We start from the raw sequence: 22704 nt of genomic DNA, 5'->3' as shown, positions 1-22704 counted from the left end.
ATGTTGCAGGGCTCGGCCCTGCACCCGCAAAAAGTCGAAGACCTTTTGAAACCAGGGTTTTTCAAGCGTCGGGCAGGCCGCTAGGCCTTGCGGATTGCTTTCGCCAGATCGGCTGCCTGGTCGCGGTCGCGGCAGACCAGCCAGAGGTCGTCGTGGGCCGACAACTCGGCGTCGAACAGGTCGATGAAGGCGGCCGGCGGGGCGGCGAGGTCCGGCCAGTGGTAGAGGCGAAAGCCCAGCGCCTCGAAAAGCGGCAGGATCGGCGCCAGGTCCCACAACATGCTGTTGACGACCGTCGCGTCGAGCCGCCCGGTGGCCAGGAGCGCGGCGTCCGAGATCGATCCGCCCTCGCTCCAGGGGAACCAGGCCCGCCCATAATCCAGGGTGAAGCGCTGCGCCGCGACGGCGAGCCAGCCGACATGGCCCGTGCGGCTGGTGGAGGGTTTCAGCGCGCGCAGGGCCTCCGTCCGGCGGCCGCCCCGGGTCGGCGCCCAGAACGCCCGGCCTTCATAGGCCGCGAATAGGATACCCCGGGCCGCCTCCGCGAGTTCGACGCGGGCGGGGCCGGACCGGTCCTCGTTCCAGGCCGGCAGGTTCATCACGCCCGCCCGGGGCCAGCCGGCGCGGCAGGCCGCCACCATGACACCCCAGCCCGACAGGCCGCCCGCGAAGGGCCGCGTGCCGTCGATCGGGTCGCCCACGAAGGTCCAGGCATCCCGGGCGAGCATCGCTTTCGCGGCCGCGTGGCCCAGATCGCCGGCGGTCTCCTCCTCGATCAGATCGGGCCCGAAGCGGGCGTGCAGCAGACGGCTGACCGCGAGATCGGCCTCGGTGAGCGCCTGCCCGAGATCCGGTCCCTTGTTGGTCATGTCGAGCCCGGATGCGCGCATCGTGAGGGCCAGCAGGGCGGCCTCCTCGGTGAAGGCCAGCATCTCGGCCAGGACGGCGTCGATCGAAGCGTCGGGTTGGATCATGCGGCGAACAAATCCGGGCGGCGCAGCATCAGCGCCTGAACCAGCACCAGGGTCTTGAGGTCGACCAGACGGCCGGAACGGGCCTGCTCTGCCAGGTCGGACAGGGGCAGCTCCAGCACCGCGACCTGCTCGCCCTCGCCGGGCAGGCCGCCGCCGGGGCCTACCCGGTCGGTTTCGGCATAGGGCGCGAGGTAGAGCCACAGGCGCTCCGAGGAGACGCTCGGCATACTGTAGGCATGCGCCACGGGTTCGAGCTGCTCGAGCCGCAGGCCCGCTTCCTCCATCGCCTCACGGATCGCAGTCTCTTCCGGCTCGCCGCCGTCGAGGCCGCCTGCGGGCGCCTCGTCGAGGGAAGCGGGCTCGCCCCAGAAGGCGGGCCCGACCCGGTTCTGCCGGACCAGCAGGGCGACCCGGCGCCCGGGATCGTAGGGCAGCACGCATGCCGCCTCGCCGTGGTCCTCCAGGGCCCGCGGCACCGTGCTACCGTCGGGCTGGGTGAGCGTGGCGATGCCGAAAGTGTTCCAGCCTTTGTGGATCACCTGCAGGGGGAGGGCGGTCTGCGTGTCAGTCATGGACGCGGATCAGCGCTGGGTGGTGGTGGCGGTCTGGCCGAACATCACCTTCTTGGCGTCCTCGCTCATGGTCTTTCCGTGATCGGGATTGACCTCCGGCGCCCGGGCATACGCCGCCTTGGTGGCAGGCCGCTCCGCGATGGCGGTGAACCAGCGCTTGAGATGGGGGTGCTCGTCGAGGTTCTGCCCCTGCTTTTCCCACGGCACGATCCACGGGTAGCAGGCCATGTCGGCGATCGAGTACTCGGAGCCCGCGATGTAGGGGCGGTCGGCTAAGCGCCGGTCGAGCACGCCGTAGAGCCGGTTGGTCTCGTTCACGTAGCGCTTGATCGCGTAGTCGATCTTCTCGGGGGCGTATTGCGAGAAGTGATGGTTCTGGCCGAGCATCGGCCCCAATCCGCCCATCTGCCAGAACAGCCATTGCAGGACCTCGGCCCGACCACGCAGATCACGCGCGATGAAGCGCCCGGTCTTCTCGGCGAGATACAACAGGATCGCGCCTGATTCGAACAGAGAAACCGGCGCGCCGCCATCGGCCGGCTCGTCATCGACGATCGCCGGCATGCGATTGTTCGGCGCGATCTTGAGAAAATCCGGGTTGAATTGTTCGCCTTTGCCGATGTTGACCGGCTTGATCCGGTAGGGAATGCCGGTCTCTTCGAGGAACATCGTGATCTTGTGGCCGTTCGGCGTCGGCCAATAGTACAGATCGATCATCGGATTGTGTCCTGCTGGCGCATCATCCCTGACGGCGATGCCGACTTTCGGAAAAGATGATGCCAAAACAAAGCTCGCGCGCCGCCTCGTGGATGCACGATCCGGCGGAGGCCCCGAGCCCCTGTTCCGGGGAGGTGGGCCCGCGACGCGCCTCGGTCAAGCATGGCCCGGGCCAGCTGATCCATCGCGGCCTCACCCGCCGGCGCAGCCCTGAACGTCCACGTAGAGGGCGTAGAGCGACTGGCTCGCCGCCATGAACAGGCGGTTCCGGTGCCGACCGCCGAAGCAGAGATTGGCGCAGCGTTCCGGCAGGCGGATGCGGCCGATCAGGCGGCCGTCCGGGTTGAACACCATCACGCCGTCCAGCGCGTCGTCACCCATACCCCAGCCGCACCAGAGGTTGCCATCGGTATCGCAGCGGATCCCATCCGGGGTGCCCGGCCCGGCATCGATCAGAACCCGGCGGTCGCGTAGGGTCCGGCCGTCGACAACATCGAAGGCGACGATTCGCCGGGTCGGCTCGCTGCGGGACTCGACCAGATAGAGCTTCGATTCGTCCGGTGAGAAGCACAGGCCGTTCGGACCGGCCATGTCGTGCGCGACCACCGCGAGCGCGCCGGTCTCGGCGTCCACCCGGTAGACGTTCTGCGGCAGCTCCGACTCGGCCCGCTCACCCTCATAGAACCCGGCGATGCCGAAGGTCGGATCGGTGAACCAGACCGAGCCGTCGCGGGCGGTGACGACATCGTTCGGCGAATTGAGGCGCTTGCCCTCGAACGCCTCCGCCAGCACCGTGATGGCCCCGTCATACGCGGTCCGCACCACCCGGCGGCCGCCATGCTCGCAGGTGATGAGCCGCCCCTGCTGGTCGCGGGTGTTGCCATTGGCGAATCCCGACGGCTTGCGGAACACGCCGACTGCGCCGGTCTCCTCGTCCCAGCGCAGGATCCGGTTGTTGGGGATGTCGCTCCATAGGAGATAGCGCCCGTCCCCGAACCAGACCGGCCCCTCGCACCAGCGGCAGCCGGTCGCCAGACGCTCGACCGCCGCGCTGAACACCCGATAGCGGGCGAAGGACGCATCGAGGATCTCGATGGCCGGATCCGGATAGCGGGTGCTCGGTATCCACACGGATCTGATCTCCCCCATCGGCGCGCAATTCGGCGCGCGGCGCCCGCGATACAGAATCGCCGAAGAGATGCCAGAGGAGGAAAGGCTACCACGTTGCCGAAGGCATGGTCGCCGCGCAAACGCTAGCTTGGGCGCTTGCGGTTTAAGACAAGAAACCCGCAGCGCGACCTCGCGGGCGCGACGAGGACCAAGATCCCCCACCGCCTGTTTCCGAGCCGCACCTCCACCGCCCCCCAATGGACATGCAGCCGGTTCGTCGGTGCGAGAATCAGCCCTCGCCGTCCCTATGAAGAGCCTAGTTGCAGCAGAATTGTCTGACAAGTGATCGACGCGTTTGTCGATCGGCCCTTGCCCGATGCGGTTAATCGGCCTGGCGGGCCAGCTGGTGCCGGCTGCCCCGTTGCGTCAGATCCCCCGAAACGCTAGGGCTTACGTGCCGTAACGGGCAGTCGGGGTGTGGCGCAGTCTGGTAGCGCACCTGGTTTGGGACCAGGGGGTCGTAGGTTCGAATCCTATCGCCCCGACCATTCGATCAGGAGCTTGTCGAGTTCAGATGCCGAGTGCTCGCATCTTCCGTCCATCCCGGGACGCCACGCAGTCGGGGTTGGCCCGCACCAAGCAGTGGATCCTGGAGTTCGACCAGACCAGCCCGCGCGAGATCGATCCGTTGATGGGCTGGAACGGATCGGCTGACATGATGCAGCAGGTGCGTCTGGAATTCGACACGGAGGAGGAGGCGGTGGCTTACGCCAAGCGCGAGGGCATCGCCTATCGGGTCGAACAGCCGGCCAAGCCGGTGTTCCGCAAGGGCCTGTCCTACTCGGACAACTTCAAGTTCAACCGTACGGCACCCTGGACGCACTGAGCAGTTCCGGCATCGTCGGGTGAAGCGACCGCCGCTTTTCAAGTCTTCCGGCGCGCTTCCCATGCGGCGTAGGGTGCCTCGCCAGCGGGCCGGATCTGTCTGAGGCGCATCGGCTGCTCCTCCAGGGGACGGCACAGTTCCGCATAGATGGTTGCGCTGTCCGCGCCGTGCTCTTCAGCCTCCTCGGCCGAGAAGGCGAAGTATCCCTCGCGAAAGCCTGCGAGCCGCATCGCGGCGTGACACATCGGGCAGGGGCGCCCACTCGCATACATCACGCAATCGGAGAGGTCGCGCCGCGCCAGCATCTGGCTGGCCTCTCGCAGCGCCACCATTTCTGCATGCGCACTCGGATCGTTGGTGGCATGGACCGTGTTGGCCGCTCGGACCAGCACGGCACCGTCGTGCACGATGACCGCGCCGTAGGGGGAGCCGCCGGCCTGCACATTCGCCTCGGCCAGCGCGACTGCCTCGCGGATATAGGTCTCGTGATCCGACATTGCTGCGACACTCCCGAACTGCACGCGCCAACGCGCCGTGGGCCCGAGGGTTCAGAACGCGTAGCGGACGGTGCAATAGGGCATGGTCTCGGCCAGCAGGGCCTTGAACCGGGTGAGCCATTGGCCTTTCCAGCCGGTTCGGTAGCGCAGGTTGGTGCCGCCCCCCTCGGAGATCTTCGCCTCCTGGATGTCGGGCCGCCACAGCAGCTCCTCGGCCTTCGGGTGCCAGCCGAGATTCACGTCGTGCAGGCCCGCATTGTGGGTCAGCATGATGATCTCGCATTTGAGCTGCGCCTTGGCAGCGTCCGACAGCGTGCCGTCGATCTCTGAGAACAGCGCACGCCAATCCGCCTCCCAACCCTCGTAAAGGATCACCGGCGAGAAATTGGCGTGGACCTCGTATCCGGCGGCCACGAAGTCGTCGATCGCGGCGATCCGCTCCGCGATCGGCGTTGTGCGGACGTCGACGATCTTGGCGATCCGGGCCGGCATCAGCGAGAACCGGATCCGCGTCTTGCGTTGTGGATCGTAGGCCAGCAGGTCGCGATTGACCGCCTTCGTGGCGAAGGAGGCCTTCGCGTTTGGCAGGGTGCGGAATTGCTCGATGAAAGTGCGGACGCCACGGCTCACAGCAGCGTCCACCGAGAGGTCGCCGTTCTCGCCGATATCGTAGATCCAGTACATCGGGTCGATCGAATCGGGTTCCGGTAACGGCCCCTGGCGTCCGGCATGGCGGGCGATCGCTGCGCAGGCCTGGTCGATGTTCACGAACAGCGAGATCGGATTCGAGAAACCCTTGCGCCGTGGCACGTAGCAATAGGCGCAGGCCATGGCGCAGCCGTTCGAGGTGGAGGGCGCAATGAAGTGCGCGCTGCGGCCGTTCGGGCGCATCGTCAGGCTCTTTTTCACGCCGAGCACCAGGGTTGAGCGCTTGATCCGCACCCAATCCTCCACCGAGCCCGCATTTCCATGCAGCGCCGGGATGTTCCAGTGCGATGGCACCGGGATGCGCTCCGCGTCGGGAAAGCGCGTCAGGATCTCTCGGCCGATCGGGAAATCGCCCACCGACGGCTCGTGATAGATGGTCCGGATATCGAGGAGGTCACTGGTCAGGGCCATGAAGGATCCGGGGCCCGGTGACGGCCCTAAATCGAATATGGCGCGGGGCGGCGCGACCGGAATGGCTTGCGACGCGCCGCCCCAAGGCCGCGCGCCAAGTCAGGAGAGTGTGCGGATCTCCAAGTTCAACACTCTCTTACGACTCTTGGTTGATTATCGTGTGCCTCTGATTGGACGCACGATGACGATTCACCACCTGGTGGAAACGGCCCCCGGGACGGCAGCTTCCGGCGACGCGGGACGGCTGCAGGCTCTGGTCCGTCGGGATCAGCTCGAGGCCGTACGCGGCAGCGTCCTCACCGCGATCCCGGTCAACATGCTACTCGGGTTGGCCAGCGTCCTGGTGGCGTTCCAGAGCGGTCATGGCCGCGCCGGGATGATCTGGTACGCGGCCTCGACCGGGGCCAACCTCCTGCGCATCGGCCTGTGCCGGGCCGCATGTCCGGGTCTCGTGCTGACGGCCGAGACGGCACCGGCTATGGCCGCGGCCGCGTCGCGTTCGGTCGAGGGGCATCTGCGCGCCAGCACGCTGGCGGCCTTGCTGTCGGGACTGGTCTGGGCGTTTCTGCCACTGCTCTGTGCCGGCTACACGTCCCCGCAGACATTGTTCTACCTCACTATAACCTGTGGGATCACCGCTGGCGCGGTCACGCATGGGACCGCGTATGCTCGGATCCCGTTGAGCTTCATTGTGCTGCCGTTGCTCTCGGTGGCCTTCTGCCTGTTCGCCGCCGGCGGGTTCGACCGCGTCTGCCTGTCGGCCTGCGTGCTGCTCTACCTGGCCGCCCTGTCACGAACCGCGTTCCAGAGCGAAGCCGGCTTCCGCGAGGCGAGCCGGCTGAAGAACGACGCCACCGCGTTGGCCCGCTCCCGGGCCGAGGCTCAGGCCAGCGCCAACGCCTTGGTCGATGAGATGCGCTGGCGCGCGACCCATGACGACCTCACCGGGCTGCTCAACCGGGCCGGCTTCATTCAGCAAGCGGAAACGCGTCTGGACGCCGGGACCGCCTGCCTGCTGCTTCTCGACCTCGACGGCTTCAAGTCGGTCAACGACGTCTACGGCCACCAGACCGGCGACCGGGTGCTGGTCGAAGTGGCGCGCCGTCTGCGCGCCGCCTTGCCGCCCGGTGGCTTGGCCGCTCGGCTCGGCGGCGACGAGTTCGCGGTGCTGTACGATCCGGCGGCCACCGGTCTGCCCTACGAGACCCTGGCGGCCGCCCTGATCGCCGCGGTGGCGCAGCCCTTCGACGGCTTCGACGAGGCGCGGCTCGGTGTCAGCATCGGCGTCCATGCGGAGCCCGAGCCCGATTTGATGGCCATGCTCAGCTGCGCCGATGAGGCGCTCTACGCCTCCAAGGCTGCCGGGCGGAACCGCTTCCGGCTGTTCGACGTGGGGCTGCGCGATCGCCTGGAGATGCGACGGGACCTCGAGCGCGACCTCTCGCATGCCCTGGTCGAGAATGCCCTCGAAGTCTGGTTCCAGCCGATCTACGCGCTCGATGCCCGGACTTTGGTCGGGCTCGAGGCGCTGGTGCGCTGGCACCACCCGCGCCTCGGCTGGATCGCGCCCCCGGACCTGATCGCCGCGGCTGCGATGGCAGGCCTCACTGAGTCGCTCTTGCGCTTCATCCTCGATCAAGTCTGTCGAATGATGCAGATCCTGAGCGTCCAGGGTCGCGGAACGGTCCGGGTGGCGATGAACGTCTCGCCCCGGGAAATGGCGCAGATTCCGGTTGACGAGATCGTCATCGCACGCCTCGGCGCTCTGGGCCTGCCGTCAGCCCAGTTGGAGATCGAGATCACCGAAGAGACCGCCCTCGATCTCGGTGCGGTGCAGGGCAAGCTCCAGGCGCTCTCGCGCGCCGGCATCCGGGTCGCGCTCGACGATTTCGGCATCGGCTACTCGTCGCTCTCATCCCTGCGCCAGCTCCGGGCCGACCGAATCAAGATCGACCGGAGCTTCGTCACCGGCCTCAGCACCTGTGACGACAAGCGCGGGCTGGTCCTGGCGGTGCTCGGCCTCGGCAACCTGCTCGGGCTCGAGGTGGTGGCCGAAGGGGTCGAGTCGCAGGAGGATCTGCAGACGCTGCAGGCGATGGGCTGCCCGTTCCTGCAGGGCTATCATCTCGGCCGGCCTATGCCGGTGCAGGCCCTGGAGACTACGGTGCTCGTCGCGCCGCAAGCGGCAGTCGCTTAACCCAGCCGGTAATCCGTCATCCGGGCGCGCCGGGCGCTGCGGCGGTAGGCCATGACCGAGTCCGGCCACAAGGTCGCGTTGCGGCCCTCGGCGTCAAGATACCAGCTGCGGCAGCCGCCCGCCTGCCAGATGCTGTCGGCGAGCCGGGTCCGGATTCGGTCCAGGAAACGAGCCTGCGCTTCCGGGCGGACATCGATCGCCCGGGCGCCGCGGCGCAAGGCCGCCAGGCAGTCAAGCACGTGGTGCACCTGAACCTCGATCATCGCGATGATCGAGTTGTGCCCCAGCCCGGTATTGGGGCCGAGCAGCATGAAGTAGTTGGGAAATTCAGCGACCGTGATGCCCTGAAAGGCGCCCATCCCGCCGCCGGCCCAGGCATCGGCCAGGCGCAGGCCGCCGCGCCCGACGAGGTCCATCCGGGCGAAGCTCCCGGTGACATCGAAGCCGGTGGCGTAGACGATCACGTCGAGATCGTGGGCGGTGCCGTCCGCCGTGGTCACGCCGGACTCCGTGATCCGGGCGATGTCGCCGGTCTCCAGGGTGACGTTCGAGCGCTGCAGGGCCGGGTAGTAATCGTCGGATATGAGCACGCGCTTGCAGCCGAGGCGGTAGTTCGGCGTCAGCTTCGCGCGCAGGTCCCGGTCCTTCACCGCCTTGGCGAGGTGGTGTCGGGCCAGGCCCTCCGCCTGCTTGGTCAGCTTCGAGACCTTGGTGAAGCCGAACAGGGCGCGCAGCTCGTGCAGCCAGAACAGCCGCGCGCGCTCGATCCGCCGAAGCAGCGGCAGGCGCCGGTAGCGCGCCTTCGTGGCCTCCGCGATGGCGTGGTCGTTCTTGGGCATGATCCAGGGTGGCGTCCGCTGGAACAGGGTGAGGTGGGCGGCGACCTTGGCGAGTTCCGGCACGACCTGAATCGCGCTCGCCCCGGTGCCGATCACCCCGACGCGCTTGCCCGCGAGAGCGACGGAATGGTCCCAGGCCGCGGTGTGGAAGGCCGGACCCGCGAAGCTGTCCCGGCCCGGCAGGTCGGGATAGGCCGGATGGTGCAGGCCGCCCATGCCGGAGACGATCACTCGGGCAGTCAACGGCCCGCGATCGGTCTCCACGTGCCAGAGGGCGCGGGCCTCGTCCCAGGTCGCGCCCGTGAAGGTGGTCTTGAGCTGGATCAGCGGCATCAGCCCGTTGCGCTCGGCGGTCTCGCGCAGATAGGCGTGGATCTCGGCTTGCGGCGCATACATCCGCGTCCAGTCGGCCTTGGGGGCAAACGACAGCGAGTAGAGGTGCGAGGGCACGTCGCAGGCCGCGCCCGGATAGGTGTTCTCGTGCCAGGTCCCGCCGATGTCCGCCGCCTTCTCGATCACCCGCAGGGGACCGATCCCGGATTGCTTGCAGCGGATCGCCATGGCGAGGCCGGAGAATCCGGCACCGACGATCAGGACCTCGAGGATGTCAGGGACGGTGTCGGGCGCGGTCATCGCGAAAGGCTCCCCGATGCGGCAGCACCCTGCGGGGCGTGCGCCTTCAGGAAGGCGGCGGCCTCGTCGAGGGAGGTCCGCGCCTCCGGCAGGATATGGGCGGCGAACTGCCAGGCATGGGACACGACGGGAAAGACCTTCAGCTCGGTCACGACCCCGGCCGCCCGGGCGCGCTCGGCCATGCGGATGGAATCGTCGCGCAGGACCTCCCGTTCGCCGACATGGAACAGCAGGGGCGGGTAGCCGGTCGGATCGGCGTTGATCGGCGAGATCCGGGGATCGGCCGGGTCGGCCTTACCGAGATACATCGTGCGGATCACGGCGAGCGCCCCGGGGTCGAACATGGCGTCGCGCCACGCATTGCTGCGCCGGGAGCCGTCCTCGGAGACGAAGTCGGTGGCGGGTGAGAACAGGGCCGCGGCCCAGGGCATCGGCAGGCCGCGGGCCCGCGCCTCGCCGATCGAAACCAGGGCTAGGTTGGCGCCCGCCGACTCGCCGGCGACGCAAGCCGCTCCCTCGGCGCTGAACGCCTGCCAGACGGCAACCGCGTCCTCGACCGCCGCCGGGAAGGGGTGCTCGGGAGCGAGGCGGTAATCGGGGACGAACAGGGAGAACCCGCGGAGGGCCAGCGCCCCGGTCACCGGCCGGTGAGTTTTCGGCGAGCAGGCGATGAAGCCGCCGCCGTGGATGTAGAGCATCCGCTGCTGTCCGGCCCCTGATTTCGGCCGGACCCATTCCCCCCGGATCCCGCCGACCGTGCCGGGCTCGTAGGTCACGCCCTTCGGGTCGAGGAAGGCCGGGGCCTCGAAGATCCGGCGGAATGCGGCCGCGTCCCGGGCCTTCGCCAGGGGACCGCGGACCTTGTTGCGGACCATCCAGGTGCCGAGATACGCGCGCAGGCTTGCCATCTCAGACCTTCCCGCCGGACAGGCGCACGATCGTCTTCCAGTAGCCTGCTGGCATCAGGCGCTGGATCAGGGCCGCGCTCTTGGCATCCTTGCCGATCAGGATGCGGGGCTGTCGGCGCTCGATCCCCTGGATGATCGCGGCTGCGGCGTCCTCGGGTGAGAGGGTGAGCAGCTTGCCGAACGCCTCCCGGGCCTTCTCGTCCTCCACCCGGGCGCGCTCGGCCGCATCCGGATCGGTGGGCGGGCGCGTGCCGCGGGCGCTGCGGGCGATGGCGGTGGCGACGCCGCCGGGATGGACCACCGTCACCCCGAGCCCGGTGCCGGCATATTCGTGCCGCAGGGCTTCGGTGAAGCCGCGCACCGCGAACTTGCTCGTGGCGTAGGCGACCTGGCCGGGCGGGGCGATCAGCCCGAACAGGCTCGACAGGTTGACGATCTGGGCCGCCGGCCGGGCCCGCAGCATCGGCAGGAAGGCGTGGCACATCCGCACCACGGCACGCAGGTTGATGTCCATCAGCCACTCGAAATCTTCGAGATGCGTTTCTTCGAACCGGCCGCCGAGCGCCACGCCCGCATTGTTGATCAGGATGTCGAGGCGGCCGAACCGGCCCGCGGCCCATTCCGGCAGCCGCTGGATCGCCTCAGCGTCGGCGAGGTCGAGGACCTGGGTCTCCACCGCCGCGCCGGTGGCGCGCACCTTGCCGGCAATGGTCTCCAGGCCTGTAGCGTCGCGATCCACCAGCAGAAGGCGACAACCCTTGGCGGCCAAGCCCACCGCCAGGGCGGCGCCAATACCGCTCGCGGCGCCGGTGAGGAGCACGACGGCGCCCGCGAGTTGGAGTTTCTGGGCCAAGCCGTACCTCCCGTTCCGCCGGGCATACCCGACGCTATCGTGGGGATAGCCCTGGCCGCGCAGATTGTCTAGGGTGAATACCCTAAAGCGGATTTGGGGACCATGCAGGAAGGCGTCAGCCGCACGGGGCGGGGGGCCGCCACGCTGGAGCGGGCGACGGGGACGCGCGAGAAAATTCTCGCGCAGAGCCTCGCCCTGTTCAACGGCCGCGGCCTCGGCCGGGTGACCACCGCGGAAATCGCCGCGGCTTCCGGGATCCGGGAGGGCAATCTCCAGTACCATTTCCCGCGCAAGAGCGGGTTGGTGGAGGCGCTGTTCTCTACCTTCGAGGTCGAGGCCGAAGCGGTGGCGGGCCGCATGCCGGCCGATCCCGCCGCGCCTGAGGCGCTGCTCACCTATCAGCGCGGCTGGTTCGACCTGATCTGGCGCTACCGCTGCATCTACCGCGACGGCATCGCCATGGTGGAGATCGCCCCGGCTTTGCGCCCGCGGGTCCATGCCCTGCGGGCGCGGACGCAGGCGCTGGCGCGGGGCGTGTTCGAGGCGGCCCAGCAGGCCGGGCGGCTGCGAATCGAGCCGGACGCGCTGGGGCGGCTCATCGACAATGCCTGGATCGTGTCGAGCCACTGGATGAGCCACCGGCTCCAGGGCGGCACCGAGCTGACCCAGACCGATCTCGACTGGGGCTTCGCGCAGGTCAGCGACCTGTTCGCCCCCTACCTCGTGGTGGATCGCCCGGGCTGATACGCGCTTGGCCCGAACCTTTCATCCGGCTGCCAGGCGCGACACGCAAGGACACGATGCTCGACCGACTGAGCCATGCCGGCCTCTCCATCCTGCTGCTGCTGGTGATCGCCGCGCTGTTCTCCACCAACCGCCGGGCGATCCGCCCCCGGGTCGTGCTCACCGCCCTGGCGCTGCAGGTCGGGCTCGGCGCCCTGGTGCTGTTCCTGCCCGCCGGGCAGGCGACGCTGAGGGCCGCCGCCGACCTGGTGGCGACGGGGCTCTCCTACGGTGACCGTGGTACGGCCTTCCTGTTCGGCGGGTTGGTCGAGCCGCGCATGTTCGAGCTGTTCGGCGGCTCCGGCTTCATCCTGGCCCTGCGGGTGCTGCCGCAGATCCTGTACGTCTCGGCGCTGATCGGGGTGCTGTACCATCTTGGCGTGATGCAGGCACTCGCCCGGGGCCTCGGCGCGGTGCTGCGGCGGATCCTCGGCACCTCACCGATCGAGTCGTTCTCGGCGGTGATCACCATCGCCATCGGCCAGAGCGAGATCGCGGTGGCGTTGCGGCCGTTCCTGCCGCTGCTCACCGGGGCGGAGCTGTTCGCCGTGATGGCGAGCGGCGCCTCCTCCACCGCCGGGTCGATCCTGGCGGGCTACGCGGCGCTCGGGGTGCCGATGACCTACCTGCTCGCGGCCTCCGTGATGGCGATCCCCGGGGGGCTGCTCTACGCCAAGATCCTGATGCCCTCCACCGAGCCGACCCGGATCGCCACCACCCGCGTGGAGTTCGGCGAGACCCGGGCGGCCAACATCATCGAGGCGGCGGCCGACGGCACCCAGAAGGGCCTCGCGGTGGCGGTCTCGGTCGGCGCGATGCTGATCGCCTTCGTGGGCCTGATCGCCCTGGCCAACGGGATCGTGGGCTATCTCGGCGGTCTGGGCGGCTATCCAGCGGCCTCGATCGAGGGCGTGCTCGGTTGGGTGCTGGCTCCGCTGGCCTGGCTGCTGGGGGTGCCCTGGGAGAGCGCCACCCTGGTCGGCGGCGCGATCGGCCAGAAGCTCGCGTTCAACGAGTTCCTCGCCTACGCCAACCTGTCGCCGACCCTGAAGGGCGGCGCCCTCGACCCACGCTCCCAGGCGATTGTCTGCTTCGCCCTGTGCGGCTTCGCCAACCTCGCCTCGATCGCGATCCAGCTCGCCAGCTTCTCCAGCCTGGTCCCCGAGCGCCGCGCCGAGGTCGCCCGCTACGGGCTGCGGGCGATCCTGGCCGGCACGCTGTCGAACCTCACCAGCGCGGCGATCGCCGGGATGTTCGTGGCCTAAGGGGAGGGCATGTTCACACATCGCATTGCTTGAGGCGCGACGCGCTCTCCTCCCCCCTTGTGGGGAGGAGTTGGAGGTGGGGGTGGTTCAGACGGCCCCGTTACGCGCGATCCTGCACCACCCCCACCCCTGACCCCTCCCCGCGAGGGGGAGGGGAAAAGCGCGGTGCTTCAAACGCTTGCTGCTGGAGCGATGTTTAAATCCGCCAGGCCTGAGGAGAGGGCGCGTCAGGGACCGAAGACCGGCCCGCCGTATCCGCTCTCCTTCGGCGAGACGTAAGCCGGGTCGTGTGCGAAGGGCAGGGGCCGCCCGTCCCGCAGGGCGTCCAGGATTGCGGCGAAGCCAGTCCGGCAGCGGAAATCGAGCACAGTCTCGGCGAGACGCGAATCATAGACGCGACCGATGTGGGCGGGCAGCGTCCAGCCTCGCCGGGCGTAGAGCTCCGCGGCGTCGGGGAAGTGGCGCGCGATGACGGCGGTGGCGTCCTCCTTCAGGGCCTTGGCCTCGGCCCGGTCGAAGGGCGTCGGCGCGGACAGGATGAACAGGCCGAACCCGATCTCGGGCGCCCGCATCAGCGCTGCGACATGTCCCTCCGCCGCGTCTTCGACGGTCAGGCGCCGGTTCAGGAACTCGTTGGCCTTGAGGTTTTCGCCGGACAGCTCGCGATGGGTGTCGTCCTCTTCCGGGAAGAAGCGGCTCGTGCGTAGGACCACGCAGGCCAGGCCGCGTTCGGCGGCGGTGAGGCGGCACAGGCCCTCGGCGGCGAGCTTGGTCACCCCGTAGATGTTGCGCGGCGCCAGCGGCCCGCTGGTCTCGTCCAGCCAGATCGCGGCATCGCCGGCCTCGTCGCGGATCGCTTGGCTGATCATCAGCGAGGTCGAGGAGGTGAACACGAATCGGTCGTTCCCGGCCGCGACTGCCGCCTCCAGGAGGTTCAGCGTGCCCGTGACGTTGCAATCGACGAAGGCCTGAGCCGGGTAGCGCGCGATATCGGGTTTGTGCAGGGCACCCGCATGGATCACGGCCTCGATCCCGCGATCGAACGCTCGACTGACGATGCTCCGATCCGCCACGGAGCCGATGAGATCGGTGTCGGGCCCCGGGGCCACGTCGAGGCCGGTCACGCGATAGCCGAAGGCCCGCAGGCGCGGGGCGAGGAACCGGCCGAGCCAGCCGGAGGAACCGGTGAGCAGGACGTGCATGGCCCAACCTTAAAGGATCGGCGTCCCCGTTTCGGAGGGCGCCACGACTTCTCGGAGGATCCCGGGCGGCGTCCGCTGCACGCGAGCGCCGAGGGATGAGGTCGGGGCGAGAAAATCTGAAGTGCCGCCGACGATCAAGATCGTGCAGCGGGACAGCGCACAAACAAAAAGCGCCGCTTCGGCTGAAGCGGCGCCCATAAACGTCAGAGTGACGTCTTAATTGAACGTGTCGATCTCAGCCGACTCGTAGCTCGTAACTTCCATGCCGACGCAGATCTCGGACACGACGGGAGCAGACCAGGCCATGATTTTCTCCAAGTGACGAATGGTTGATGATGAAGACCGTTATCCCCGGCTCGTCAACGACCCGGGAACTGGGCCGACTCAGTTGAACGTGTCGATCTCAGCCGACTCGTAGCTCGTGACTTCCATGCCGACGCAGATCTCGGACAGGATCGGGGCAGACCAAGCCATGGCGTTTCTCCTCGTTGTTGCTGAGATCCATATAGGCAATATTTTGGACGCAATACAAGTGAGCACAACACTTATATTTCTCATAGGCGCCCGACTATCTCGGCCGTGCGAGCGCCGCGGCGTCCCGGCCACAGCGCGTCGCGCGCGCGAAACCGGCTCGGGACGGGCACCGGTTTCGGCTTGACGGAATTTTCCCGTAGGGGCACGAGGCAGCCGCGCGGGGCCGCCATCCGGGGACGCCGCGCTCCCTTTCAGCATCGACCAGCGAAGCGACGTGCCAGACCGATCGTGCCTGCCGTGCCCGGCGACGCGCCGTCATCCCGCCTGAGCCGCTGAGAGGCCCGGCCGCGGGGTGAGCGGCGTGGCTCACCGGTCGCGGCCCTGAGAGTCAGCAGACCGGCGGCGCGCCGTCTCGTAACCCGCGAGGCGAGGCCATGAACGAGATCGCCCCCATCGACGCGCGTGTCGACCCGTCCGTGCTGGCCGCACGCCTGTCGGACGAGCGCGCGCCCGACATCGTCGAGGCCCTGAACGAGGAGGCCCCCGAGGTCGCCGCCGCGATCATCCTCGGCCTGCCGATGGAGCGGGCGATCGAGGTGCTCGACCAGCCGGAGCTCGACTGCGCCGCCGACATCATCGAGATGCTGCCGCGCGACCGGGTGGCCGGCTACCTGTCCGGCATGTCGGCCGACCGGGTCACGGACGTGTTCCGGGAGATCGAGGAGCCCGGCCGGTCCGACCTGCGCGCCCGCCTCGATGCCGAGACCCGCGGCGCCGTCGACCGCCTCTCGGCCTACGGCGAGGAGACGGTCGGCTCGCTGATGACAACTGAGTTCGTCACCGTGCCGGGCACCTGGACGGTGGGCCAGACCCTGGAGCACATCCGCCACGTCGAGAAGACCCGCGAGACCATCTACGCGATCTTCGTGCTCGACCCGCGCACCCGGGCGCTCACCAAGGCGGTGCCCCTGCGCCGTCTGATCTCGGGCGACCCCAACGACAACGTGCTCAGCGTCGCCCCCGGCCGGCGGCCGCTCGCAGTCTCGCCCACGGCGAGCCGCGAGGAGGCCGCCCGGCTGATCTCGAAATACGATCTGCTGGCGCTGCCGGTGGTCGACGCGGTCGGGCACGTGATCGGCATCGTCACGGTGGACGACATGATCGACGCCATGGTCGAGAAGCAGACTCAGGACGTGCAGCGCTTCGGCGGTATGGAGGCGTTGCCCGAGCCCTACATGGATATCGGCTTCTTCACGATGATCCGGAAGCGCGCCGGCTGGCTCTGCGCTTTGTTCCTCTCGGAGATGCTCACCGCGTCCGCCATGCAGGGCTTCGAGGGCGAATTGGAGAAGGCGATCGTCCTGACCCTGTTCATACCGCTGATCATGAGCTCGGGCGGCAATTCCGGCTCCCAGGCGACGTCGCTGCTGATCCGCGCGCTGGCCCTGCACCAGATCCGGCTCGGGGATTGGTGGCGGGTGGCCTTGCGCGAGTTGCCCACCGGAATCGTGCTGGGCAGCATCCTCGGGGTGATCGCGGTGATCCGGATCGTGGCCTGGCAGAAGCTCGGCCTCTATGATTACGGCGAGCACTGGCCGCTGGTCGCCGCTACGGTCGGCACGGCGCTGGTGGGCATCGTGATGTTCGGCTCCCTCACAGGTTCGATGCTGCCCTTCATCCTGCAACGGATCGGCTTCGACCCCGCCACCGCCTCCGCCCCGTTCGTGGCGACTTTGGTCGATGTCACCGGACTCGTGATCTATTTCTCCGTGGCGCTGCTGATCCTGCGGGGGACGCTGCTGTAGAGCGGCGATTGCGGGTGCCTCCGGGCTTAGAAATGCGGGGCGGGCAGAATAAGCCGCCCTGTCATTCCGGCGCGCCGCAGGCGAACCCGGAATCCAGAGCCGCCAACGGAGCGAAGTTTTGAACTGACTGTGGTCCTGGATTCCGGGCTCCGCTTCGCGGCCCCGGAATGACACGGTGGATGTTTGCGTGCCGTGCGTAACTTCCCGCGTCTCAAAAATTCTAGATTTCGATTTGCAATCACTCATCCTGCAAAGGACTTGGAGGATGCCAACTCAACCCATAGCCTCAACCAGCCGCTTGCGCTGCACCTTGCCGTTGGCGGTCCGGGGCAGGGCGTCGAGAAAGCGGATCTCCCGCGGGCGCTTGTAGGCGGCGAGCCGGCTCTCGCACCAGGCCAGCAGCTCCGCCGCGTCTGGCTCGGCGCCGGGCTGGAGCACGACGAAGCCGCAGATGACCGAGACGTCGGCGCGCACCGGTAGCTCGGCCACACCGACCTCCGCCACGGACGGGTGGGCGGAGAGCACGACCTCGACTTCGTTCGGCGAGACCCGGTAGCCCATGGCCTTCATCAGGTCGTTGTTGCGGCCCTCGAACCAGACGTAGCCGTCCGCATCGAACCGAGCGAGGTCGCCGCCGACGAACCAGTCGCCGCGCATCACCTCGGCCTCCTCGTCGGGACGGTTCCAGTAGCCGAGCATCAGCGCCGGCTCTGAGCGGTGGACCGCCAGGAGGCCGGTCTCACCGGCTGGCAGCGGCTCGGGCTCCCCCTCCACCGGCAGGATCGCGACGCGTCGGCCGGGCTGCGGCCGGCCCGGGGAGCCCGCGCGCACCGGGATGGTCGGGCCGCTGGAGATGTAGGTGGAGATCTCGCTCATCCCGAGCGCCTCGTAGAGCGGCTTGCCGGTCGCGCGGGTCCAGGCCTCGAGCAGCTCCACAGACAGGGGCTCGCCGGCGGTGCAGCCGTGGCGCAGGCTCGACAGGTCGTGGCTTTCGAGGGCGCCGTACTTCAGGATCTGACGGTAGAGGGTCGGGACCGCGGCGAACAGGGTCGCGCGGTATTCCGCGATCAGGCGCGGCCAGACCGACGGGTCGCGGGGGCCGTTGTAGAGCACCGCCGTGGCGCCCACCGACCAGGGGTCGCTCAAGCCCACGCCCAGCGTGTAGGTCCAGTTCATGGTGCCGGCATGCAGCATCACATCGGATTCGGTAAGCCCGATCCAGTGCGCGACCATCGGCCAACGGCCATAGGCGGCCCGGTGGGCATGCAGCACACCCTTGGGCCGGCTGGTGGTGCCGGAGGTGTAGATCAGCATCGCAGGGTCGTCGGCGGCGGTGTCGGCGTAATCCGGCAGCGGCGGGCCGGCCTTCAGGGCGGCGATGGCGGCGGCATTGAGCAGAAGCCGGGAGCCCAGGGCCTCCGGCGGGACCGTGCAGCCGTCGCCGACCACGATCGCCGCCGCACCGGAATTCTCCATCAGGAACGCGGCCTCGCCCTCGGTCAACTGCGGCGAGGACGGCAATGCCACCAAGCCCGCCGCCAGAGCGCCGAAATAGACCAGGACGTAATCGGCCTCGTTGCCCATCCGGATCATCACCCGGTCGCCGGGCGTCAGACCGAGCCCGAGAAAGCCCGCCGCGATGCTTCGGACCGCCCGGTCGACCGCTCTGAAGCTGAGGCGGCTGGCGGTACCGTCGCCGACCAAGACCAGCGCGGTCTTATTGGGGCGCAGCCCTGCATTCTCGGCAAGGCAATACCGGGCCGCGTTGAAGCGGGCCGGCGGTCGGCGATCATGGGGGCGGACAGCGTCGGGCAAAGGGCGTTCCCCGGGGCTAGGATTTTGCCCGGGTGTCCCGCATCGGCGCGCCGCCCGTCAACCGTGGGTGGGGACGAGCGCCGATGCGACCACCATTAGGTCCGGCGCTGGGCCTGGCCCTCCTGCTCCTCGAAGCCCTTGAGCACCTTGTCGAGGGTCATCGGGTATTCGCGGATCCGGATGCCCGTGGCGTTGTGGATCGCGTTGGCGAGCGCCGCCCCGGCGCCGCAGATGCCGAGCTCACCGAGACCCTTGCTCTTCAAGGGATTCGATTTGTCGTCGAGCTCGGGCAGGAACACGGCCTCGATCTCGGGAACGTCGGCATGAACCGGGACATGGTACTCAGCCATGTCGTGGTTGACGAAGAAGCTGTAGCGCGAATCGACCACGGCATCCTCCATCAACGCCGCACCAATTCCGAAGGTCATGCCGCCGATCGCTTGGCTTCGCGCGGTCTTCGCATTGAGGATGCGACCGCCGGTGAAAACGCCCAACATTCTTCGAAGCCTGATCTCGCCGGTATCGGCGTCAACGCCGATTTCTGCGAAGTGTGCGCCGTAGGAGTACTGCGAGAATTTCTGCTTCATCTCCCCCGGCTTGATCTCACCGGACGCCTCCAGGCCTGTACCGGCGAGGTCTTGGAGTGATTCCGTTCGGTTTCCGGAGGTCACTGCGCCGTCCCGGAAGGTCGCGCCCTCCGGGTTGAGGTCGCCCGCCTTCAGCAGCGCCTGCCGAAGGTTGTCGCAAGCAACGTAAAGTGCCGAGCCCGACGAGCCGGCGCCGAACGAGCCGCCCGAGCCCGCCGCGAACGGGAAATCCGTATCGCCCATCTCGACCCGCACCCGCTCAACCGGAAGGCCCAGCATCTCACCGGCGATCTGGGTCAGGATCGTGTAGGTGCCAGTGCCGGGATCGGTCATCGCCATGCGGACCACTAAGACCCCATCCGGGCCGAGCCGCACCTTGGCGGAGGACGGCATCAACGGGTTCAATCGGGCAGCAGCCGACATGCCCATGCCCACAAGCCAATTGCCCTCCCGCCGGCTGCCCGGCGCCTGCCGCTTGTCCCAGCCGAATAGGCGAGCGCCCTCGCGCATGCAGGGCACGAGCTGGCGCGTGGAGAACGGCACCTTCTTTTCAGGATCCTCGGCGGGCTCGTTGCGCACCCGCAGCTCGACGGGATCGATTTTGAGATGCTCGGCCAACTCATCCATGGCGCATTCGAAGGCGAGCTGCCCCACGGCTTCGCCCGGTGCCCGCATAGAAGATGCGATCGGCATGTTCAGGTTGACGAGCCGGTGGCGCGTGACGCGGTTCTGCGCGGCGTAGAGCGAGCGGGTCACGTTTGCGGAGGTCTCGAAAAAACCATCGCCCTCGGCCGTGTCGGACCAGGATTCATGGCTGATCGCTGACAGCTTTCCGTCCTTGTCGGCGCCGAGCCGGATTCGCTGGACCGTATCGGTGCGGTGGGTTGCAACGTGAAACTCCTGCTGGCGCGTCAGGGCCACTTTCACCGGCCGCTGGATCACCTTGGAGGCCAGGATTGCCAGCGTCGCCTCAGGCTGGACCTGCAATTTCGCCCCGAACCCGCCGCCAATATACGGACTGACGATCCGAACCTTCTCAGGGGCCAGCTTGAGCACAGACCCCAGCGCCTTCTGGCCCCGGTTCGGCATCTGGTTCGCAGTGTACAGCACCACGCCGTCCCCCTCCCAGGAGGCAATGGTGGCGTGCGGCTCCATCTGGGCGTGGATCTGGGGCGGGGTCGTGTATTCGACGTCGAGTTTTACCGGAGCCGCCGCAATAGCCGCATCGAAGTCGCCGAGCTTGGAATCCGGCGGCGAGTTCATCGGCTTCGGCTCGTAGGCCGCCGCCATGTTGTCCTTGAGCAGAGCCTTCGGCTTGGCTGTCTTGTAGCTCACCTTGATCAACATCGCGGCGGCCCGGGCCTGTTCGAAGGTCTCAGCGACTACGAACGCGACAGGCTGACCAAAGAACTTGACCTCGGTGCCTTGGAGCTGAGGCCAGACTTGTTCCTTCTTTTCACCCTGATCAGGGACGTTCTCGTGAGTCAGGACCAGGATCGTCCCGGGGGCGCGGCGAGCGGCCTCGGCGTCGATTGACTGGATCGTACCAGCCGCGATGGCGGCCGGCACGATGAATCCATAGGCCGGGTTCTTGAGAGCCTTGGTTTCGTAAGCGTAGGGCGCGTGCCCAGTGACCTTCAGGGGTCCGTCGACCCGGTCCAGCGGCTTGCCGACGAGACCATCCGGACGGTCGTCGAGGGGCGTCCGGCCGATCGGTTGGTTCATCTCCATGGGATTGGTCCTTGCCGGATTTTACGCGCGGGTCGCCTGCGCCATCACGGCGCGCAGGGTCCGCCGCGTCAGCGGGATCTTGAAGTCATTGGCGCCGTAGCCGCGGGCACCCTTCAGAGCGACGTCGGCGGCGGCATCGGCGGAGCCGGTCCGCACCAGTGCCTCCTCGGCCTCGGCCACGCGCCAGGGCTTGTGCGCCAGGCCGCCGAAGGCGAGCCGCGCGGCGGTAGGCTTGCCGCCTTCGGCACCTGTGATGATTGCGGCCACCGACACGGTCGCGAAGGCGTAGGAGGCCCGGTCGCGGACCTTGCGGTAGATGTGCTGGCCGGCGACGGGCTTCGGCAGCGTGACTGCGGTGATGATCTCGCCCTTGCGCAGGTCGGTCTCAATCTGCGGTGTGTCTCCCGGCAGTCGATGGAAATCGGCCATCGAGATGGTGCGGGTCTGCCCATTCGGATCGACAGTCTCGACCTTGGCGTCCAGGGCCCGCATCGCAACATTCATGTCGGACGGATTGGTGGCGATGCAGGCCTCGCTCGCGCCGAGCACCGCCATAATCCGGTTGAACCCACCGATTGCCGAGCAGCCCGACCCGGGCTCACGTTTGTTGCAAGGCATTGCGGTATCGTAAAAATAGTAGCAGCGCGTCCGCTGGAGCAGGTTGCCAGCGGTCGTTGCTTTGTTGCGCAACTGCCCGGAGGCGCCGGCCAGCAGCGCCTTCGCTAAGACCGCGTAATCCTTGCGGACCCGCGGGTCGGCAGCGAGGTCGGAATTGCGCACCAGCGCGCCGATACGCAGACCGCCCTCCGGCGTCGACTCAACCTTGTCGAGAGGCAGCCGATTGACGTCGATCAGCGTCGCCGGGGTCTCGATCTGCAATTTCATCAGGTCCAGCAGATTGGTTCCGCCGGCTATGAACTTTGCGTTCGGCTGCTCGGCCGCGAGCTTGGCCGCATCCTGCACGGTGGCGGGACGCTCATAGGTGAAAGCCTTCATGTCCGCCCCCTCAGAGATAGCTGGCGGCGGTATCGCGGATTGCCGCGACGATGTTCGGATAGGCACTGCAGCGGCAGATGTTGCCACTCATCCGCTCGCGGATCTCGGCGTCGCTCAGGTTCGGCGTCGAGACGATGTCCTCGGTGACGTGGCTGGGCCATCCGGCCTTGGCCTCACTCAGCATGCCGACCGACGAGCAAATTTGGCCGGGTGTGCAGTAGCCGCACTGGAAGCCGTCATGTTCGATGAAGGCCGCCTGCATTGGGTGCAGGTTGTCCCCGGAGGCCAGACCCTCGATCGTCGTGATCTCATCACCCTCGTGCATTGCCGCGAGCGTCAGGCAGGAATTGATCCGCCGGCCGTCGACCAGCACTGTGCAGGCACCGCACTGTCCGTGGTCGCAGCCCTTCTTGGTGCCGGTCAGCGCCAAATTCTCGCGCAGAGCGTCGAGCAGAGTCGTGCGTGTGTCGAGAACTAGGTCTCGCGGCTGGCCGTTGATCGTCAGCCGAACGGGCATGGTCTGTGGAGCGGGATCGCCGGGCGCGGCCGCAGCGGGTCCCGGCCGGAAACCCAGTGCGCCGACCGCACCGGCGGCCGCGCAGCCTTCCACCACAGCGCGCCGCGTCAGGGCGAACGGCTTCGTCGGAGTCGGTTCTGTCATGCTGCTATCCCGCCCATGCGCGACGCCCACGGCGCGACGCAGCCTGGAATTCAATGTCCCAACGCCAGCGTCAGTCGTTT

At 67.9% G+C, this 22704-nt stretch carries 21 protein-coding genes and 1 tRNA gene; 6 read left to right on the top strand and 16 right to left on the bottom strand.

Translation table 11 applies throughout. The features are described 5' to 3' along the window. Nucleotides 1-80: 80 nt before the first annotated feature. The 4 genes from MKK65_RS21035 to MKK65_RS21020 all read right to left on the bottom strand — a co-directional run bounded on the left by MKK65_RS21035 (nt 81) and on the right by MKK65_RS21020 (nt 3412). A complete protein-coding gene (locus MKK65_RS21035) occupies nt 81-974 on the bottom strand; it encodes an inositol monophosphatase family protein (RefSeq protein WP_243960074.1) in 894 nt (297 codons plus the stop codon). Next, nucleotides 971-1546, bottom strand: coding sequence for an NUDIX domain-containing protein (locus MKK65_RS21030; RefSeq protein ID WP_243960073.1), 576 nt, complete (start codon nt 1544-1546; stop codon nt 971-973). The genes MKK65_RS21035 and MKK65_RS21030 overlap by 4 nt, the downstream gene beginning before the upstream one ends. A 9-nt stretch (nt 1547-1555) precedes the next feature. Continuing rightward, a complete protein-coding gene (locus MKK65_RS21025) occupies nt 1556-2263 on the bottom strand; it encodes a glutathione binding-like protein (protein WP_243960072.1) in 708 nt (235 codons plus the stop codon). A 192-nt stretch (nt 2264-2455) separates the two neighbouring features. Next, on the bottom strand, nt 2456-3412 hold the full coding sequence (locus MKK65_RS21020) for an SMP-30/gluconolactonase/LRE family protein (protein ID WP_243960071.1): 957 nt from the start codon (nt 3410-3412) through the stop codon (nt 2456-2458). Nucleotides 3413-3844: 432 nt separating this feature from the next. Here MKK65_RS21020 and MKK65_RS21015 point away from each other — a divergent pair. Both MKK65_RS21015 and MKK65_RS21010 read left to right on the top strand, forming a co-directional pair. Next, a tRNA-Pro gene (locus tag MKK65_RS21015) sits at nt 3845-3921 on the top strand. Between the two features lie 26 nt (nt 3922-3947). Next, nucleotides 3948-4259, top strand: a complete 312-nt coding sequence (locus tag MKK65_RS21010) for an ETC complex I subunit (RefSeq protein ID WP_058191156.1) — start codon at nt 3948-3950, stop codon at nt 4257-4259. 38 nt (nt 4260-4297) lie between these two features. Here the strand turns inward: MKK65_RS21010 and MKK65_RS21005 are convergent, their stop codons facing one another. Continuing rightward, a complete protein-coding gene (locus tag MKK65_RS21005; protein ID WP_243960070.1) occupies nt 4298-4756 on the bottom strand; it encodes a nucleoside deaminase in 459 nt (152 codons plus the stop codon). Nucleotides 4757-4807: 51 nt separating this feature from the next. Next, the gene (locus MKK65_RS21000) at nt 4808-5875 is read right to left on the bottom strand and encodes a spore photoproduct lyase family protein (RefSeq protein ID WP_243960069.1); all 1068 of its coding nucleotides are present in this window, start codon (nt 5873-5875) and stop codon (nt 4808-4810) included. Nucleotides 5876-6056: 181 nt separating this feature from the next. On the opposite strand from MKK65_RS21000, the gene MKK65_RS20995 reads away from it, so the two are divergent. Beyond that, on the top strand, nt 6057-8072 hold the full coding sequence (locus tag MKK65_RS20995; protein ID WP_058191159.1) for a putative bifunctional diguanylate cyclase/phosphodiesterase: 2016 nt from the start codon (nt 6057-6059) through the stop codon (nt 8070-8072). Here the strand turns inward: MKK65_RS20995 and MKK65_RS20990 are convergent. From MKK65_RS20990 to MKK65_RS20980, 3 genes are read right to left on the bottom strand one after another with little or no spacing between them, the layout of a single operon-like run. Beyond that, nucleotides 8069-9544, bottom strand: coding sequence for a flavin-containing monooxygenase (locus tag MKK65_RS20990; RefSeq protein WP_243960068.1), 1476 nt, complete (start codon nt 9542-9544; stop codon nt 8069-8071). The genes MKK65_RS20995 and MKK65_RS20990 overlap by 4 nt on opposite strands. After that, entirely contained in the window at nt 9541-10452 is a 912-nt protein-coding gene (locus MKK65_RS20985; RefSeq protein WP_243960067.1) for an alpha/beta hydrolase, read from the bottom strand. Before MKK65_RS20985 ends, MKK65_RS20990 begins: the two co-directional genes overlap by 4 nt. A 1-nt stretch (nt 10453) precedes the next feature. After that, on the bottom strand, nt 10454-11305 hold the full coding sequence (locus MKK65_RS20980) for an SDR family NAD(P)-dependent oxidoreductase (RefSeq protein ID WP_243960066.1): 852 nt from the start codon (nt 11303-11305) through the stop codon (nt 10454-10456). A gap of 102 nt (nt 11306-11407) precedes the next feature. Here MKK65_RS20980 and MKK65_RS20975 point away from each other — a divergent pair, with 102 nt between their 5' ends. Continuing rightward, entirely contained in the window at nt 11408-12049 is a 642-nt protein-coding gene (locus tag MKK65_RS20975; protein ID WP_243960065.1) for a TetR/AcrR family transcriptional regulator, read from the top strand. A 56-nt stretch (nt 12050-12105) separates the two neighbouring features. After that, nucleotides 12106-13353: a NupC/NupG family nucleoside CNT transporter gene (locus tag MKK65_RS20970; protein WP_243960064.1), complete on the top strand. Its 1248-nt coding sequence runs from the start codon at nt 12106-12108 to the stop codon at nt 13351-13353. A gap of 227 nt (nt 13354-13580) precedes the next feature. Here MKK65_RS20970 and MKK65_RS20965 read toward each other — a convergent pair whose 3' ends face one another. The 3 genes from MKK65_RS20965 to pqqA (MKK65_RS20955) all read right to left on the bottom strand — a co-directional run bounded on the left by MKK65_RS20965 (nt 13581) and on the right by pqqA (MKK65_RS20955) (nt 15029). Beyond that, nucleotides 13581-14555, bottom strand: coding sequence for an NAD-dependent epimerase/dehydratase family protein (locus MKK65_RS20965; RefSeq protein ID WP_243960063.1), 975 nt, complete (start codon nt 14553-14555; stop codon nt 13581-13583). Between the two features lie 216 nt (nt 14556-14771). Further along, complete coding sequence (pqqA, locus tag MKK65_RS20960) at nt 14772-14861, bottom strand: pyrroloquinoline quinone precursor peptide PqqA (protein WP_007559225.1); 90 nt, start codon at nt 14859-14861, stop codon at nt 14772-14774. Between the two features lie 78 nt (nt 14862-14939). Beyond that, nucleotides 14940-15029, bottom strand: a complete 90-nt coding sequence (pqqA, locus tag MKK65_RS20955) for a pyrroloquinoline quinone precursor peptide PqqA (protein WP_243960062.1) — start codon at nt 15027-15029, stop codon at nt 14940-14942. A gap of 434 nt (nt 15030-15463) precedes the next feature. Between pqqA (MKK65_RS20955) and mgtE the strand changes: the two genes are divergently transcribed. Beyond that, a complete protein-coding gene (mgtE, locus tag MKK65_RS20950) occupies nt 15464-16834 on the top strand; it encodes a magnesium transporter (RefSeq protein WP_243960061.1) in 1371 nt (456 codons plus the stop codon). A 273-nt stretch (nt 16835-17107) separates the two neighbouring features. Here the strand turns inward: mgtE and MKK65_RS20945 are convergent, their stop codons facing one another. The 4 genes from MKK65_RS20945 to paoA all read right to left on the bottom strand — a co-directional run bounded on the left by MKK65_RS20945 (nt 17108) and on the right by paoA (nt 22624). Further along, complete coding sequence (locus MKK65_RS20945) at nt 17108-18649, bottom strand: acyl-CoA synthetase (RefSeq protein WP_243960060.1); 1542 nt, start codon at nt 18647-18649, stop codon at nt 17108-17110. Between the two features lie 95 nt (nt 18650-18744). Further along, nucleotides 18745-20967: a xanthine dehydrogenase family protein molybdopterin-binding subunit gene (locus MKK65_RS20940; protein WP_243960059.1), complete on the bottom strand. Its 2223-nt coding sequence runs from the start codon at nt 20965-20967 to the stop codon at nt 18745-18747. Between the two features lie 21 nt (nt 20968-20988). Then, entirely contained in the window at nt 20989-21963 is a 975-nt protein-coding gene (locus tag MKK65_RS20935) for an FAD binding domain-containing protein (RefSeq protein ID WP_243960058.1), read from the bottom strand. Between the two features lie 10 nt (nt 21964-21973). Further along, on the bottom strand, nt 21974-22624 hold the full coding sequence (gene paoA, locus MKK65_RS20930) for an aldehyde dehydrogenase iron-sulfur subunit PaoA (RefSeq protein ID WP_243960057.1): 651 nt from the start codon (nt 22622-22624) through the stop codon (nt 21974-21976). Between the last annotated feature and the right edge of the window lie 80 nt (nt 22625-22704).

This window comes from Methylobacterium sp. J-001 (genome assembly GCF_022829565.1).
In the GTDB taxonomy this organism is placed as follows: domain Bacteria; phylum Pseudomonadota; class Alphaproteobacteria; order Rhizobiales; family Beijerinckiaceae; genus Methylobacterium.
The sequence above is the reverse complement of the archived record's forward strand: the minus strand, read 5'-3'. Positions and strand labels throughout refer to the sequence as shown.

What these genes read in the sequence shown, in the direction of transcription:
- MKK65_RS21035 (WP_243960074.1), bottom strand. Translation starts at nt 974, where the DNA reads ATGATCCAACCCGACGCTTCGATCGACGCCGTCCTGGCCGAGATGCTG.
- MKK65_RS21030 (WP_243960073.1), bottom strand. Translation starts at nt 1,546, where the DNA reads ATGACTGACACGCAGACCGCCCTCCCCCTGCAGGTGATCCACAAAGGC.
- MKK65_RS21025 (WP_243960072.1), bottom strand. Translation starts at nt 2,263, where the DNA reads ATGATCGATCTGTACTATTGGCCGACGCCGAACGGCCACAAGATCACG.
- MKK65_RS21020 (WP_243960071.1), bottom strand. Translation starts at nt 3,412, where the DNA reads ATGGGGGAGATCAGATCCGTGTGGATACCGAGCACCCGCTATCCGGAT.
- MKK65_RS21010 (WP_058191156.1), top strand. Translation starts at nt 3,948, where the DNA reads ATGCCGAGTGCTCGCATCTTCCGTCCATCCCGGGACGCCACGCAGTCG.
- MKK65_RS21005 (WP_243960070.1), bottom strand. Translation starts at nt 4,756, where the DNA reads ATGTCGGATCACGAGACCTATATCCGCGAGGCAGTCGCGCTGGCCGAG.
- MKK65_RS21000 (WP_243960069.1), bottom strand. Translation starts at nt 5,875, where the DNA reads ATGGCCCTGACCAGTGACCTCCTCGATATCCGGACCATCTATCACGAG.
- MKK65_RS20995 (WP_058191159.1), top strand. Translation starts at nt 6,057, where the DNA reads ATGACGATTCACCACCTGGTGGAAACGGCCCCCGGGACGGCAGCTTCC.
- MKK65_RS20990 (WP_243960068.1), bottom strand. Translation starts at nt 9,544, where the DNA reads ATGACCGCGCCCGACACCGTCCCTGACATCCTCGAGGTCCTGATCGTC.
- MKK65_RS20985 (WP_243960067.1), bottom strand. Translation starts at nt 10,452, where the DNA reads ATGGCAAGCCTGCGCGCGTATCTCGGCACCTGGATGGTCCGCAACAAG.
- MKK65_RS20975 (WP_243960065.1), top strand. Translation starts at nt 11,408, where the DNA reads ATGCAGGAAGGCGTCAGCCGCACGGGGCGGGGGGCCGCCACGCTGGAG.
- MKK65_RS20970 (WP_243960064.1), top strand. Translation starts at nt 12,106, where the DNA reads ATGCTCGACCGACTGAGCCATGCCGGCCTCTCCATCCTGCTGCTGCTG.
- MKK65_RS20965 (WP_243960063.1), bottom strand. Translation starts at nt 14,555, where the DNA reads ATGCACGTCCTGCTCACCGGTTCCTCCGGCTGGCTCGGCCGGTTCCTC.
- pqqA (WP_007559225.1), bottom strand. Translation starts at nt 14,861, where the DNA reads ATGGCCTGGTCTGCTCCCGTCGTGTCCGAGATCTGCGTCGGCATGGAA.
- pqqA (WP_243960062.1), bottom strand. Translation starts at nt 15,029, where the DNA reads ATGGCTTGGTCTGCCCCGATCCTGTCCGAGATCTGCGTCGGCATGGAA.
- mgtE (WP_243960061.1), top strand. Translation starts at nt 15,464, where the DNA reads ATGAACGAGATCGCCCCCATCGACGCGCGTGTCGACCCGTCCGTGCTG.
- MKK65_RS20940 (WP_243960059.1), bottom strand. Translation starts at nt 20,967, where the DNA reads ATGGAGATGAACCAACCGATCGGCCGGACGCCCCTCGACGACCGTCCG.
- MKK65_RS20935 (WP_243960058.1), bottom strand. Translation starts at nt 21,963, where the DNA reads ATGAAGGCTTTCACCTATGAGCGTCCCGCCACCGTGCAGGATGCGGCC.
- paoA (WP_243960057.1), bottom strand. Translation starts at nt 22,624, where the DNA reads ATGACAGAACCGACTCCGACGAAGCCGTTCGCCCTGACGCGGCGCGCT.